Genomic DNA, 13426 nt, shown 5'->3' with positions numbered 1-13426 from the left:
TCCGGCGCGCCCGCCGACGGCACACCGGACCGGTCCCGACCGGACAGGCATCGGAAGGAGCTTCGCAGCCATGCAGCGGATCGCCCTGCACACCCGGCTCAAGCCGGGGCGGGAGGCTGAGTACGACCGGGTCCACCAGGTCATCCCCGCCGAGCTGGACGGCGCGCTGCGCGCCGCCGGGGTGCGGAGCTGGCGGATCTGGCGGGACGGACGCGACCTGTTCCACCTGGTGGAGGTCTCCGACTACCAGCGGATGCGGCACGAACTGCGCGACCATCCGGCGAACGTGCCGTGGCAGGCCCGGATGGCGGAGCTGCTGGAGGTGCAGGACGACTACTCCGGCACCGACTCGGGCCTGGCGCTGGTCTGGGAGTTGCCGCTACGCGACGAGTTGCCCGTACGCGACGAGGAGACGGCATGACGGGGATCAGGGTGGGGCGTTCCGAGGTGGTGGTGAGCTCGCTGGGCCTCGGCTGCGCCCCGATCGGCAACCTCTACACGGCGGTCGGCGAGGCCGAGGCGCTGGCGACGGTGGCGGCGGCCTGGGACTCCGGGATCCGCTACTTCGACACCGCCCCGCACTACGGCCTCGGGCTCTCCGAGCGGCGGCTCGGCGACGCGCTGCGTACGCTGCCGCGCGAGGAATACACCGTGAGCAGCAAGGTGGGGCGGCTGCTCGTACCGGACCGGTCCGGGGCGGGGCGGCGGGACGACGAGGGTTTCGACGTACCGGCCGACCACCGGCGGCTCTGGGACTTCAGCGCCGACGGGGTGCGGCGGTCGCTGGAGGCGAGCCTGGTCCGGCTCGGCCTGGACCGGATCGACCTGGTGCTGATCCACGACCCGGAGGACCACCAGACACAGGCGCTGGAGCAGGGCTACCCGGCCCTGCACGAACTGCGGGCCCAGGGCGTCGTCGGCGCCATCGGGGTCGGCTCGATGCAGTGGCAGGTGCTGCACCGGTTCGTCGCCGAGACCGAGGTCGACGCGGTGATGGTGGCCGGCCGGTACACCCTGCTGGAACAGCCGGCGCTGGACAGCCTGCTGCCGGAGTGCGAGCGGCGCGGCGTCTCGGTGCTGGCCGCCGGCGTCTTCAACAGCGGGCTGCTCGCGGTCGAACGGCCGCACGCCGGGCTGCCGTACGACTACGCCGACGCCCCGACCGAGATCCTGGAGCGGGCCCGGGCGATTGCCGCGCTCTGCGCCGAGCACCGCACGACGCTGCCTGCGGCGGCGCTCGCCTTCGCCGCCGCCCATCCGGCGGTCGCCTCCGTGGTGTTCGGCGCGCACAACCCCGAGCAGGTACGCCGGAACGCCGCGCTCTACGCGGCCGAGCCGCCGTCCGGCGAGTTCTGGGCGGAGCTGGTCGCCGTGGGACTGCTCCGCCCGGACGCGCCCGTCCCCACCCAACGGGTCGGTACGCCGTGATCGTCGACGCGCACCACCACCTGTGGCGGATCGAGGACGGCTACCGCTGGCTGGACGCGCCGGAGCTGGCCCCGATCCGCCGCTCCTTCCTCCCCGGTGACCTGGACGCCGAGCTGGCGGCGGCCGGGATCGACCGGACGGTACTGGTCGAGGGCGGCCGGTGCGACACCGGCGAGGCGGAGATCCTGCTCGGCTACGCCGCCGACTCTCCGGCGATCGCCGGAGTGGTCGCCTGGGCCGACCCGGCCGATCCGGAGCTGGCCGAGACCATCACCGGCTACCGCCGGCTGCCCGGGGGCGAGCTGCTGGTCGGGATCCGGCCACAGGTGCAGGCCGAGACCGATCCGGGCTACCTGGACCGGCCGGAGGTGCGGCGCGGGCTGCGTACCATCGCGGAAGCCGGACTGGCCTTCGACGTGGTGTGCCGGGCGGACCAGTTGCCGGCGGTGGCCCGGGCCGCCCGGGAGGTGCCGGAGCTGCGGTTCGTGCTGGACCACCTGGGCAAGCCGGCGATCCGGGACGGCGCGGCTGGGTTGGCCGCCTGGTCCGGTCCGGTCGCCGAACTGGCGACCGTGCCGAACGCGACGGCGAAGCTCTCGGGGCTGGTGACCGAGGCGGACTGGGGGCGGTGGCTCCCGGCGGATCTGCGGCCGTTCGTGGCCGAGGCGGTCCGGCTGTTCGGACCGGAACGGCTGATGTTCGGCTCGGACTGGCCGGTCTGCCGACTCGCCGCCGGTTACGGCGCGGTGCTGGCGGCGCTGACCGAGGTACTCCCGCCGCTGTCGACGGCCGAGCGGTCGGCGGTCTTCGGCGAAACGGCGGTGCGGACCTACCGGCTCGGCACCTAGCCGGCGCCTAGTCTTCGCGGTACGGGTAGGAGTTGGAGGAACGCGTGGCGGTCACAGACGAGGCGATCGACAAAATCAAACAGATGATCGTCGCCGGCGAACTGCGCCCCGGTGACCGGCTGCCCCGGGAACCCGACCTGGCCGAGCGGCTCGGCCTGTCCCGCAATTCGCTGCGGGAGGCGGTCAAGGCGCTCTCGCTGATCCGGGTCCTCGACGTACGCCAGGGCGACGGCACCTACGTCACCAGTCTCGACCCGGCGCTGCTGCTGGACGCGTTGAGCTTCGTCGTCGACTTCCACCGCGACGACACCGTGCTCGAATTCCTGGAGGTACGCCGGATCCTGGAGCCGGCCGCGACGGCGCTGGCCGCGCAGCGGATGACCGAGGAGCAGTTGGGCAAGCTGCGAGGTGTGCTGGACGGGCTCGGGGAGGATCCGAGCATCGACGAACTGGTCGCGAACGACCTGGAGTTTCACCGGCAGATCGCGGCGTGTGCCGGCAACAACGTGTTGACGTCGTTGCTGGACAGCCTCTCCGGGCCGACGACCCGGGCCCGGGTGTGGCGCGGGCTCACCCAGGAGGGTGCGGTCAGCAAGACCCGGGAGCAGCATGCGGCGATCCTGGACGCGGTCGCGTCGGGGCAGCCGGAGCTGGCCCGGGCGTGGGCGACGGTGCACATCGCCGGGGTGGAGGAGTGGCTGCGCCGGGTGCTCTGACGCCCTTCCTCGGCGTGGCAGGCGAGCAGGTCACCGACGGGTTCGGCGGGACCGAGCGGCGCGACGGGGTCGACCGCGACGCAGGCGTGCGGTTCCGGCTCCCCGAACGGCCGGAACGACTCCGCCGGCAGCCGGTACGCGTACAGCCGGGTTCGGCGGATCGCGTCGAGCCAGGCGTACTCGATCGCGTGGAGCCGGGTGCCGCAACCGGCGCCGATGATGCGGTCACGGCACCGGGGTGGACGAGCTGGCCTGACGGCGTCGGCGAAGTCGTTGCAGTAGCCTGGCAACGATCATGGGCAACAGGTGCAGCACGACAACGAGCATGGCTGCCAGCGTGGCGATCTGGCTGATTGAAAGCCCCTGCAACGCCAGCACCAACCACGCGCATGCGACGGTGAGCAGTGCGTGGATCGCCACCCGCAGCGCAGTCCCGTGAGCCGAACTGCCGGTGCCGGTCGCCTCGGGCTTGGCGGCGCGCCGCCGCAGGGTCGCGACTATCGCCGCGATCGCCATCAGGATGGCGAACTGTAGCGACCAGAAGGCGGTCCTGCCGACGCTGGCGCCGTTGGTCACCGATGATGCGGTGGCGGTCGTGACCGCGAACACGACGAAGGCTGGAAACCAGCTGAAGACAACGGCGGTTGTCGCTGCCAGCCTGATCGTTCTCGGCAGACTGACCTGCGGCTGAACCTGTTGTCCGATGCGAGCGATCACCTCGTCGGAGGCCCACACCAGCTTCCCTGCCGAGCGCGGATCGGACGTCGGGCGTGACATGCGGGCAAGCCTAGTGCGGTCGGTCACCGATGGCGAGAACGGGCGAATCGCCGGACTCCGTGGCCCGGATATCAGTGGCGTCGCTGCTGCCGCCTGCGGTGAAGGTCATACCTGTACCGACATCGTCCGCGCCGACAATTCCCCGCGCACCCGGTGTCGGTAGCGCAGCGGAGACTCGCCCACCTCCCGCTTGAACGCGGTGCGGAACGCACTCTCCGACCCGTAGCCCAGTTCCGACGCCAGCGATCCGATTCGGACGTCGCCGTCCCGAAGAGCCCGCTGCGCCAGCAGCAGCCGAGTCTAGTGGAGGCCGAGGCGGAAGACCTCGAAGCCGGCCGCGTACCTGACGCCCAGGCGATTGCCGGTCTGCCGGGAGATGCCCTCCAGGAACTCTTCGGGGTCGAAGTCTCCGGCGCCGAGACCGCGCAGATAGGCGGCATGCGCCTCAAGTGACCGGACGCCCAGGTCGAAGGTGTCGGTGATGTCGGCCGCGTGCTTCGACAGCGGTGAGCCGGCCGCCCATACCTCCCGGACCCCGCCCCACTTCTCCAGCCCCTCGTCGAGTTGCTCGCGGAACACCCAGCGGTTGGCCGCGTCGCGCACGGCGTCGAGTACGGCCCGGCCGGTGACGATGTGGTCGGACATGTTCAGCGCGTTGCCGGCCTCGTCCCAACTGTCCCGGAAGTTGTTGGTGATCACGACCTCCGGCCGGTACCTCCGGATCACCCGGCTCAGGTCACGACGCAGCGCGACGCCGTACTCCAGTACGCCGTCGGGCAGCCCGAGGAAGTCGACCTGGGACACCCCGACGATCGCCGCGGAGGCGCGCTGCTCCTCCTCACGGATCGGCCCGGCCTCGGCCGGGTCCATCCCGTCGATGCCGGCCTCGCCGCTGGTGAGCAGCGCGTAGCTGACCTCCTTGCCCTGCCGCGTCCAGCGTGCGACGGCCGCGGCGGCGCCGAACTCCAGGTCGTCGGGGTGGGCGACGATGGCGAGCGCGCGCTGCCAGCTCTCGTCGACGGGCTGGAGCGGGTTGGGGACGACGGGTGTGTCAGCAGTCATGGGACCCATCTTGCTCGACGCCGCTTCGAGGCAGCGTCCGCGCCACGGTGCCACGCCGTTTCGAGTCCGGCTGCACCCCCGCCACCTCGTCCAACCCGACCGTCGCCGCCACCAGCGGGCGCGGGTCGACCGCTCCGGAGGCGTACCGCGCGATGGTGCCGGCGAGCCCTCCGGAGGCGCTGGGCACGCCGACCGCGGTGACGTCCTTGAGCACCAGGTCGCGGGTGTCGAGCAGGCTCGGCCGCCCGGAGAAGAACTCGGCGTCGGTGCCGCCGACGCCGGCCCGCCGGACGTCGACCACCACCTCGCCCGGCCCGGCGACCGGCGGCGCGACCTCGCGTACCTCGGCCACACCCGGGCCGGTCACCACGAAGGCACGCACGGTCAGATCACCGCACCGGACGGGGCGCGACGGCGCGGTGGCGGCGCGATTCGAGAAAGCCGGCGTAGCCGGTACCCGAAGTTGTTCTTGATAATGGAGAGTATGCCTGCACTTCGGAGCGACCAGTGGTACGCCGGCTCGGACCGCAACGCCTACCTGCACCGGGCGTGGATGCGGCGCGGCCTGCCGGACTCGGCGTTCGAGGGACGCCCGCAGATCGCGATCGCCAACACCGCCTCGGACCTCACCCCCTGCAACCGGCACCTGGACGAGGTCGCGGCGAGCGTCGCGAACGGGATCTGGGAGGCCGGCGGGGTGCCGCTGAACCTGCCGGTGGTCTCGCTAGGGGAGACACAGGTCAGGCCCACCGCGATGCTGTGGCGCAACATGGCCGCGATGGCGATCGAGGAGATGATCCGGGCCAACCCGGTCGACGGGGTGGTGCTGCTCGGCGGCTGCGACAAGACCATCCCGGCGCTGCTGATGGGTGCCGCCTCGGTGGACCTGCCGGCGGTGGTGGTGCCCGGCGGCCCGATGCTGACCGGTACGTTCCGGGGCGTGCCGCTCGGCTGCGGCACCGACGTGTGGCGGCTGTCGGAGGAGGTGCGGGCCGGCACGCTCTCCCCGGAGGGCTTCCTCGATTCCGAGTCGTCGATGATCCGCAGCCGTGGGCACTGCAACACGATGGGTACGGCCTCCACGATGGGCCTGCTCGCCGAAGTACTCGGGATGACCCTGCCCGGTACGGCCGGGCTGCCGGCCCCGGACAGCCGGCTGCTGGCCCGGTCGCACGGCACCGGCAAGCTGATCGTGGAGATGGTCGCGCGGCAGCGCCGGCCGAGTCAGGTGTTGACCGAGGCGTCCTTCCGGAACGCGATCGTCGCACTGGCCGCGCTGGGCGGCTCGACGAACGCGGTCGTGCACCTGCTGGCCATCGCCGGCCGGGTCGGGGTGCCGATCACCCTGGACGACGTCGACCGGCTCGGCAGCGGGGTGCCGCTGCTGGTCGACCTGCAACCGGCGGGACGCTTCCTGATGGAGGACTTCCACCGGGCCGGTGGCCTGCCGGCGGTGCTGAACCAGGTCGCCGACCTGCTCGACCCGGCGGCGCCGACGGTGACCGGCCGGCCGATCGGCGACTACCTCGCCGGGCACGAGATCAGTGATCCGGAGGTGATCCGGACCCGGAGCGCACCGCTGATGCCGGAGGCGGGGATCGCGGTGCTGCGCGGCAGCCTCGCCCCGGCCGGCGCCATCATCAAGCCCGCCGCCGCCTCTGCGCACCTGCTGCGGCACCGGGGCCGGGCGGTGGTCTTCGACTCGGTCGAGGACCTGCACGCCCGGCTCGACGACCCGGATCTCGACGTCGACGCCGACTCGGTGCTGGTGCTGCGCGGCTGCGGGCCGAAGGGCTATCCGGGGATGCCGGAGGTGGCCAACCTGCCGCTGCCGGAGAAGCTGCTGCGCCAGGGGGTACGGGACATGGTGCGGATCTGCGACGGCCGGATGAGCGGCACCGCGTACGGGACGGTGGTGCTGCACGTCGCGCCGGAGGCCGCCGCCGGTGGGCCGCTGGGTCGGGTACGCACCGGTGACCCGATCGTGCTCGATGTCGAGACGCGCCGGCTCGACGTGGACATCCCGGCCGCCGAACTGGCGGCCCGGCCGCTCGCCGAGGCGATGGCGACCTCGTTCGCCCAGCCGGCCCGGGGCTGGGAGCGGCTCTACGTCGACACGGTGCTCGGGGCGGACACCGGCGCCGACCTGGCGTTCCTGGTCGGCGGCAGCGGCGACCGGGTGGCCCGGGAGTCGCACTGACGAACCGGGCCGGGCCGTCTGTCAGCGCCGTCCGGCGCTGGCCAGGGCCTCCTCGGCCTGGGTGGCCAGGGTGCTGACCAGGTCGGCTGCGGACGGCAGGTCGGTGATGAGGTCGACGGCCTCGCCGGCCCAGACCGGTAGCGGCGGTATGGCGCCGAGGGCGACGTCGTTCCGGTAGTCCTGCCCGGCCTGGGAGTCGCCGGCGAGTTCGGCCTCACGGCCGCGCCACCGGTCCAGGTGGGGGTGGCCGAGGGTGCGGGCCGGGTACTTCGACGGCCATCGGGAGCCGCGGAGGATGTCCAGTACGCTGCTGCGCTCGGTCTCCTCGCCCCGTCCTTCGATGATCGCCTTGGTGATCTCGGGTGGGACCAGCGCCTCGGCACTGGCCTGGAAACGGGTACCGATCAGGGCTCCGGCGGCGCCCAGGGCCAGGGCCGCGGCGAGGCCGCGGCCGTCGGCGATCCCGCCGGCCGCCAGCACCGGCACCGGCGCCGCGAGATCCACCACGACGGGTACGAACGGCAGTGTGGAGCGTCCCCGCCGGGCTCCATGGCCGCCGGCCTCGGTGCCCTGCGCCACGATGACGTCGGCGCCCAGGTCCACGGCCTGCCGGGCCTCCTCCAGATCGGTGACCTGGATGATCAGGACAGCTCCGGCCCGCCGGACGGGTTCCACGAAGGGGCTTGGATCGCCGAAGGAGAGCATGACCGCCCTGGGCTGGTATTCCAGGGCGCGTTCCACCGCACCGACGTCGATCGCCCAGGTCAGGAAGCCGACCCCCCACGGCTGATCCGTGCCTGCGGCGACGATCGGCGCCTCGCGGTCGAGCCACTCCCGATCGCCGTGAGCCGCGCCGAGCATCCCGAGGCCGCCGCCGCGAGAGACGGCCGCCGCCAGTGCGCCGCCGGCCGACCCGCCCATCGGCGCCAGCGCGATCGGATGCCGTACCCCGAACAACCGCGTGAACTCCGTCGTCAACGCCATCGTCACATCATCGCTGCCGCGCGGCGACATCGTCTCGTTCCCGACCCGGGCCGGTGCGGCGTACTCGATCACGTCGCCGCAGCGGTGCCGGCGACCCCACCGGCCCGGCGAGGGACTTCGCCGGGCCGGTGGCCCTGTCCGGGCTGCCTGGAGCCGGGTGCCCGGGCTGGCAGCCGGGTGCCTACAGCCGGGCGCCGAGCTGGGGATAGGCGCGCGGGCGCAGGAAGTCCGAGCCGCGGATGTTGCCGTTGGCGTCGCGCGGTCCGGTCAGCGTGGCCGGGTTGGTGCTGACCAGGTCGGCCGCGCTCCACGAACTCTTGATGTTCCAGGAGTTGCCGGTGGCGGTGGAGGAGCCGAGCGAGACTCCGGCGCCGTTGGCGACGGCGAGGTTCCCGGTCAGCCGGGAGGTGGAGTTGGCGAACTTGAAACCGCCGTCGCCGTTGCGCCAGGCGCTGTTCCGGTCGACGGTGATGGTGCCGGGGTTGCCGTTGTCGATGAAGCCGCCGACGGCGTTGTCGAAGGCGATGCTGTTCCGGATGGTGTGGTTGGCCGGCGGATCGGGGTCACCGCCGCCCATCTTGAAGCCGTTGCCGTCGCCGACGTAGTCGGGCAGGTTCCACCGGTTGACGCCGTTGCCCCAGGCGGCCGAGTTCTCCACCAGGATCGGCGAGGTGAACAGCCAGGCGTCGAAGCCGTCGTCGGAGTTGTTCCACAGCCGGGCGCCGCGTACGACGTTGCCGCTGCCCGAGCCCTCCTTGATGGCGAGCCCGTCGGCGCTCTCGCCGTTCTTGCGCGGATCGCGGTTGCCGTACGCGTCGAGGTTGAGCACCTGGTTGTTGCTGGCCGCGCCCTGGATCTGGAGTCCGGACTCGTAGTTGTCCCGGGTGACGAGCCGGTCGAAGACGTTGTTGTTGCAGTCCCGGCAGAAGATCGCGTACGGCCCGTGCGTGATCTCCAGCCCGCGGATCCGCCAGTAGTCGGCCTCCATGTGCAGCACCCCGCGCTCCAGGTTGGGGATGCTGCCGCCGACCGGTGCCGGGGTGTGCGGCAGGTTCTCCCCGTCCAGCACCACCCGTTCGCCGTGGTAGTTGCTGATCGTGTACGGGCTGGCCGAGGTGCCGTCCTTCATGATCCGTACGTTGGTGCTGAACTGGTAGGTGCCGCCCCGCAGCGCGATCGTGGTGCCCGGGGTGGCCAGGTCGACCGCCCGGCCCAGCGTCGCCAGTGGCGCGCTCAAGGTGCCCGGGTTGGCGTCGTTGCCGTTCGTCGCCACGATCAGCGTCGACGTCGCGGCCTGCGCGGGGACGGTGGGGCCGAGACTGGTGCCCGCGGCAGCGGCGACGGTGGCAGCCAGCGCCGCTGTCAGTGCCGTTCGGTGCAGTCGTCGAGACATCGAGAAACTCCCTGTGGTTGACCGGGTGGCGGGCCCGCCGTGCCGCGCGGGCCCGCCTGGTGCGGCCCGGGTGTTACCGGTAGGTGAGGTCGGACGAGGAGTAGATGCAGTTGGTACCGTCGGCGCCGGTGCCGACCTGGGTGGGCTCGTCACCGTCGTCGTTGCCGTTGTACTTGCGGCAGATCACCATGGACCGGCCGGAGTCGTTGACGATGGTGATCCCGGTGAACCGGGCGGTGTCGCCGTAGTTCACGTTGATCCCGGCGACGGTGTTGCCGGGCCGCGTCAGCGTGACGTTGCGGATCACGACGTTGCGCTGGTGCTGGGTCGAGCAGTTGCCGCAGGAGCGGTAGAAGGTGCCGAAGTTGCTGGCCTGGAAGTTCTGGATGGTCAGCGTGCCCGGCCCGTTGTGCTGGAAGACCTTGTCGCTGGCGCTGCGCGCACCGCCGCCGTCGACCAGGAAGCTCGGCGATCCGCTGCCCCGGAAGGTGGCGGCGTCCTCGCCGACGTCCTCCCACCAGACGTTGCGCAGGGTGCACGGCCCGGAGCAGTGCACGCCGTCCCCGGCGGGGGCGCCGATGATGACGTTCTGCAGGGTGGCGCCGGAGGCCAGGCTGAACATCGGGTCCTGGTCCTCTTCCTGGCCGCCGTCGCCGATGCAGCAGTACCGGCGCATCCCGCCGTCGAGGGTGCCGGAGACCGAGATGGTGCCGTTGACGCCGACCTGCCCGGTCGGGGTGGGCCAGGCGCCGGTCGGCGGCGGGTTCGTCGGTGGCGTACCGCCGCCGACGGTGGCCAGCCGCCACTGCTGGTTCGCCCCGTTCAGGTCGGCGAACTGGGCGATCGGGGCGCCGTCGGCGGTCGACCACTCCCAGACGTCCAGGGCCTTGCCGCTGTGCCGGTTGATGAACCGGACGTGCCCGCCGTCGGAGTCGGCCAGCCGGAAGTGCTGCCGGGTGTTGTTGTTGTCGGTCATCTGGACCAGGCCGGTGCCGTCGTCGGCGTTGGGCAGTTCCAGCACCTTGCCGCTGTGCACCGAGCGGATCCGGTAGTAGCCGCTGCCGGCGTCGACGAACCGCCACTGCTGGACGGCCAGGTCGTTGCGGGCGAACTGGACGATCGGCGCACCGTCGTTGGTGGCCCAGTTGTAGACGTCCAGGGCCTTGCCGCTGTGCCGGGAGATGATCACGTAGGTGGCGTTGGTGTCGACGGTCGCGGCCGAGGCGGTGCCGACGTCGACGACGCCGATCGTCGCCACCGCGGCGAGCGTGGTCGCGCCGGCCAGGACTGCCGCCCGCCAGCGTCTGGCGGGGCGGGTGACGCCGGCCGCCGCCATGGACTGTGTCATATCGGAGGACCTCCGGGAGCGTGGGTGGTGGTTGGGGGTACGAGGAACGCGCTTTCCTGCCGAGGCCGGAATCCTGTCGATCGATCAACCTCCAGTGCTGGTAGTGCGGCCGGGAGCCGGGGCGCCGGACCTGAGCCTCGGGTGGTCGCGCCCTCCGTCGCCGGTGCTGGGACCGACCGGTCGGGACGGCTGCCCGGTCGGGACGGCTGCCCGGTCGGGACGGCTGCCCGGTCGCCGCTGTTGCAGCGGCACTGTAGTAGAGCCATCGACGGCCGTCCAGATAACAGAAACCTGCCGAGAATTTGCGTCCAGTGGAAGAACTGGGCGAACGCCGTCTCGTTGACGTCCGCCGGCCGCTGTGTCACGCTCTGGCGCAGCATGGCGTCGATCGACAGTGAGCGATGTGCGGATGGCCCGGAGCAAGGTCGAGTCACCCCGCGACACCGGCACGCTGGTCCGCGCCGCGCAGGCCGGCGACAAGCAGGCGCTCGGCGAACTCGTCGCCACCCACCTCCCGCTGGTCTACAACGTCATCGGCCGCGCGCTGAACGGGCACGCCGACGTGGACGACCTGGTGCAGGAGAGCATGGTGCGGGTGATGCGCGGCCTGCCGGGGCTGCGCGAGCCGGACCGGTTCCGCTCCTGGGCGGTGACGATCGCCCACCGGCAGATCCAGCGCTATCTGCGGGAGCACCGGTCGAGCCGGCTCCGCCTCCAGGAGGCGCCGCCGGAACTCGCCGACCCGAGCGGTGACTTCGCCGAACGTACCGTCACGGAGCTGGTGCTCACCGGCCAGCGCCGGGAACTGGTCGAGGCCACCCGCTGGCTGGCCGACGACGACCGGCACCTGCTCGCCCTCTGGTGGCAGGAGGCGGCCGGCGAGCTGACCCGGAGTGAGCTGGCGGAGGCGCTGGCCATCACCCCGCAGCACGCCGCCGTACGCCTGCAACGGATGCGGGCGCGGCTGGACTCGGCGCGGAGTCTCGTCCGGGCACTGTGGGCCGAGCCGCGCTGCCCCGACCTGCCGGGCCTGGGCAGTGCCGGAACCGGCCCGTCCGACTCCCGCAGCCGCAAGCGGCTCACCCGGCACGTCCGGGAGTGTCCGCGCTGCACACCGCACCGGCACGGACTGGTGCCGCCGGAGCGGTTGCTCCTCGGCGTCTCCGCCCTGCCGCTGCCGGTCGCCGTCGCCGAAGGGGTCCGGATCGCACTCGACGCCATCGCGCCCGCGATGCTCGCCCCGGCCGTCGGCACGGCCGTGCAGTCGGCGTGGCAGTCGGTCGTCGGCACCGTGCACCGGTTCCTCCAGGTCAAGACCGCGGCGGCGGCGACCGCCGCGGCCGTGCTGGCCGGCGGCGGGTTCTCGTACGCGGTCTACGAGACGCGGCTGCCGGAGGTCGGGGCCGGTGGTGCGGCGGCGTATCCGAGCGTGGTGACCAGCGGGGAAACCACTGCTGTCGCCACCCCGACCGGGAACCCGGCGGTACGGCAGCCCTCGCGACCGGCCGGTCCGGGCGTGGTCACCGGCCTGACCCGGGCCGACCTGTACGTCGCGCCGGACGGCTCGGACGGCGCCGACGGCAGCCTGGAGCGGCCGTACGCCACCCTGAACAAGGCGGTCGCGGTGGTCCGGCCCGGCCAGACGATCGCACTGCGCGGCGGGACGTACCGGCCGACCGAGCCCGTGGTGATCGACGCCAGCGGTACCCCGGACCGCCGGATCACCCTCGGCAACTACCGCGACGAGCGCCCGGTCATCGACGCCAGCGCAGTACCGGCGGACAAGTGGATGGTCACGCACCGGGGCAGCTACTGGACCGTCCTCGGCCTGGAGGTGATGAACTCCCGCAGCCACGCGTACGTCTGTGTGGCCTGCCGGCACAACGTGTTCCGGCGGCTCTCCATGCACGACAACGTGCGCTCCGGGCTGACCCTGCGCGAGCCGGGCACGGTCGGCAACCAGGTGCTCGACAGCGACTTCTTCGGCAACTACGACCCGGCCGACCGGGGCCGCTCGGGTGTCGGGCTGGCCGTGAAGTTCGGGTCGGGGGAGGGCAACCTGGTCCGCGGCTGCCGGGCGTTCGACAACGCCGCCACCGGCTTCGACGTCGGCCACTTCGCCGGCTCGGTGCGGCTCGAACACAACTGGTCGTACGGCAACGGCGTCAACCGGTGGGGTGCGGCCGAGTGGCAGAGCAACGCCGACGGCTTCCGGCTCGGCGGCGGCAACCCGGCACCGGCCGCCCCGCACGTGCTGCGGCAGAACGCGGCCTGGGACAACGCCGGGCACGGCTTCGCCGACGGAGGCAACCCCGGAGCGGTACGGCTGGAGCGGAACACGTCCTTCCGCAACGGCGGTACCGGCTTCGAGGTTCCCGCGGCGGCGGCCGTGCTGGAGCGCAACGCGGCCGCCGGCAACGCCTCGCCCGCCTCGCTCGGCGACGACGGCCGGTCCAGCGGCAACAGTTGGGACCGTGGCGGCCCGGCGGGGCTGGGGTTCCGGTCCACCGATCCGGCCAGCGCCCAGGGACAGCGCCGGCCCGACGGCCGACTTCCGCCGACGGAGTTCCTCGTCGGCGCCACCGACCTCGGCGCCACGATGCGGCCACCGGCACAGTGAACCTTTTTCAACCTCCCCTTGCGGTCCGGCCGACCGCAAGGTCGGACGCG

At 72.4% G+C, this 13426-nt stretch carries 13 protein-coding genes and 1 pseudogene; 6 read left to right on the top strand and 8 right to left on the bottom strand.

The features are described from left to right. Positions 1-70: 70 nt before the first annotated feature. The 4 genes from ACSMXO_RS27045 to ACSMXO_RS27030 are packed head-to-tail and all read left to right on the top strand — an operon-like array spanning position 71 to position 2992. A complete protein-coding gene (locus ACSMXO_RS27045) occupies positions 71-421 on the top strand; it encodes an L-rhamnose mutarotase (RefSeq protein ID WP_346261849.1) in 351 nt (116 codons plus the stop codon). After that, complete coding sequence (locus tag ACSMXO_RS27040; RefSeq protein WP_455414328.1) at positions 418-1428, top strand: aldo/keto reductase; 1011 nt, start codon at positions 418-420, stop codon at positions 1426-1428. The genes ACSMXO_RS27045 and ACSMXO_RS27040 overlap by 4 nt, the downstream gene beginning before the upstream one ends. Further along, on the top strand, positions 1425-2276 hold the full coding sequence (locus ACSMXO_RS27035) for an amidohydrolase family protein (RefSeq protein WP_455414327.1): 852 nt from the start codon (positions 1425-1427) through the stop codon (positions 2274-2276). The genes ACSMXO_RS27040 and ACSMXO_RS27035 overlap by 4 nt, the downstream gene beginning before the upstream one ends. A gap of 44 nt (positions 2277-2320) precedes the next feature. Beyond that, positions 2321-2992 (top strand): FadR/GntR family transcriptional regulator, encoded by a 672-nt coding sequence (locus ACSMXO_RS27030; protein ID WP_346261846.1) that lies wholly within the window; start codon positions 2321-2323, stop codon positions 2990-2992. Between the two features lie 62 nt (positions 2993-3054). Here the strand turns inward: ACSMXO_RS27030 and ACSMXO_RS27025 are convergent. The 5 genes and pseudogenes from ACSMXO_RS27025 to ACSMXO_RS27005 all read right to left on the bottom strand — a co-directional run. Next, positions 3055-3282, bottom strand: a pseudogene (locus tag ACSMXO_RS27025) (DUF6886 family protein); the annotation flags it as partial. After that, positions 3218-3769: a hypothetical protein gene (locus tag ACSMXO_RS27020; RefSeq protein WP_455414326.1), complete on the bottom strand. Its 552-nt coding sequence runs from the start codon at positions 3767-3769 to the stop codon at positions 3218-3220. The gene ACSMXO_RS27020 and the pseudogene ACSMXO_RS27025, both read right to left, overlap by 65 nt. A gap of 105 nt (positions 3770-3874) precedes the next feature. After that, positions 3875-4057 (bottom strand): helix-turn-helix domain-containing protein, encoded by a 183-nt coding sequence (locus ACSMXO_RS27015; RefSeq protein WP_455419317.1) that lies wholly within the window; start codon positions 4055-4057, stop codon positions 3875-3877. A gap of 12 nt (positions 4058-4069) precedes the next feature. Then, positions 4070-4831 carry a PIG-L deacetylase family protein gene (locus ACSMXO_RS27010; RefSeq protein ID WP_455414325.1) on the bottom strand — a complete coding sequence of 254 codons (762 nt, stop codon included), beginning with the start codon at positions 4829-4831 and terminating at the stop codon, positions 4070-4072. Continuing rightward, positions 4821-5213, bottom strand: coding sequence for a hypothetical protein (locus tag ACSMXO_RS27005; RefSeq protein WP_455414324.1), 393 nt, complete (start codon positions 5211-5213; stop codon positions 4821-4823). Before ACSMXO_RS27005 ends, ACSMXO_RS27010 begins: the two co-directional genes overlap by 11 nt. Before the next feature lie 102 nt (positions 5214-5315). Between ACSMXO_RS27005 and ACSMXO_RS27000 the strand changes: the two genes are divergently transcribed. Then, positions 5316-7031, top strand: a complete 1716-nt coding sequence (locus tag ACSMXO_RS27000; RefSeq protein WP_346261842.1) for a dihydroxy-acid dehydratase — start codon at positions 5316-5318, stop codon at positions 7029-7031. 21 nt (positions 7032-7052) lie between these two features. Here ACSMXO_RS27000 and ACSMXO_RS26995 read toward each other — a convergent pair whose 3' ends face one another. The 3 genes from ACSMXO_RS26995 to ACSMXO_RS26985 all read right to left on the bottom strand — a co-directional run bounded on the left by ACSMXO_RS26995 (position 7053) and on the right by ACSMXO_RS26985 (position 10756). After that, complete coding sequence (locus tag ACSMXO_RS26995) at positions 7053-8015, bottom strand: NAD(P)H-dependent flavin oxidoreductase (protein ID WP_455414323.1); 963 nt, start codon at positions 8013-8015, stop codon at positions 7053-7055. A gap of 181 nt (positions 8016-8196) precedes the next feature. After that, a complete protein-coding gene (locus ACSMXO_RS26990) occupies positions 8197-9408 on the bottom strand; it encodes a right-handed parallel beta-helix repeat-containing protein (RefSeq protein ID WP_455414322.1) in 1212 nt (403 codons plus the stop codon). A 73-nt stretch (positions 9409-9481) separates the two neighbouring features. Further along, positions 9482-10756, bottom strand: coding sequence for a pectate lyase (locus ACSMXO_RS26985; protein ID WP_346261839.1), 1275 nt, complete (start codon positions 10754-10756; stop codon positions 9482-9484). A gap of 409 nt (positions 10757-11165) precedes the next feature. Here ACSMXO_RS26985 and ACSMXO_RS26980 point away from each other — a divergent pair, with 409 nt between their 5' ends. Beyond that, entirely contained in the window at positions 11166-13376 is a 2211-nt protein-coding gene (locus ACSMXO_RS26980) for a sigma-70 family RNA polymerase sigma factor (protein WP_455414321.1), read from the top strand. Positions 13377-13426: the final 50 nt, after the last annotated feature.

It is taken from the genome of Plantactinospora sp. DSM 117369, assembly GCF_053764795.1.
The sequence above is the reverse complement of the archived record's forward strand: the minus strand, read 5'-3'. Positions and strand labels throughout refer to the sequence as shown.